This window comes from Alkalibacterium sp. s-m-28 (genome assembly GCF_054658175.1).
In genome coordinates this window covers 1-366 of record NZ_BAAGIQ010000312.1, presented here as the reverse complement: position 1 = coordinate 366, position 366 = coordinate 1, and the positions used below count along the sequence as shown (strand labels likewise).

Below are 366 nucleotides of genomic sequence, written 5' to 3'. Positions count from 1 at the left end.
GCAAAGAATAAAATCATCTTATCCCAAAGAGTGTCTGAAAAACGCAATACTGAATTAGCAATCAGGGCCATTCACGATGTGCTCGACCACTATATAGCTAGCGAAATCCCTGAGGATTTAAACCTCATCGTTGACGGAAACCCTATTTACAAACTGGCACAACATTTCCTGGCCCAACACGGCCTGAACTTCGATATCACTCAAGTCATTGGTTTAACCAACGAGGACGAAGTATCTAGACAATATAGGCCCCTTAAACAAATCATCGAACGATTGAACCGGACTTACAAAGGCAATTACCGTGGCACCCATGGATTTAAATCTCAAAATGGTGCACGTGCTCATGTCGCTTGCTTTACTGCCTGC

At 43.4% G+C, this 366-nt stretch carries 1 pseudogene; it reads left to right on the top strand.

The features are described 5' to 3' along the window. A pseudogene (locus ACYQ4S_RS12465) lies at positions 1-366 on the top strand (DDE-type integrase/transposase/recombinase); the annotation flags it as partial.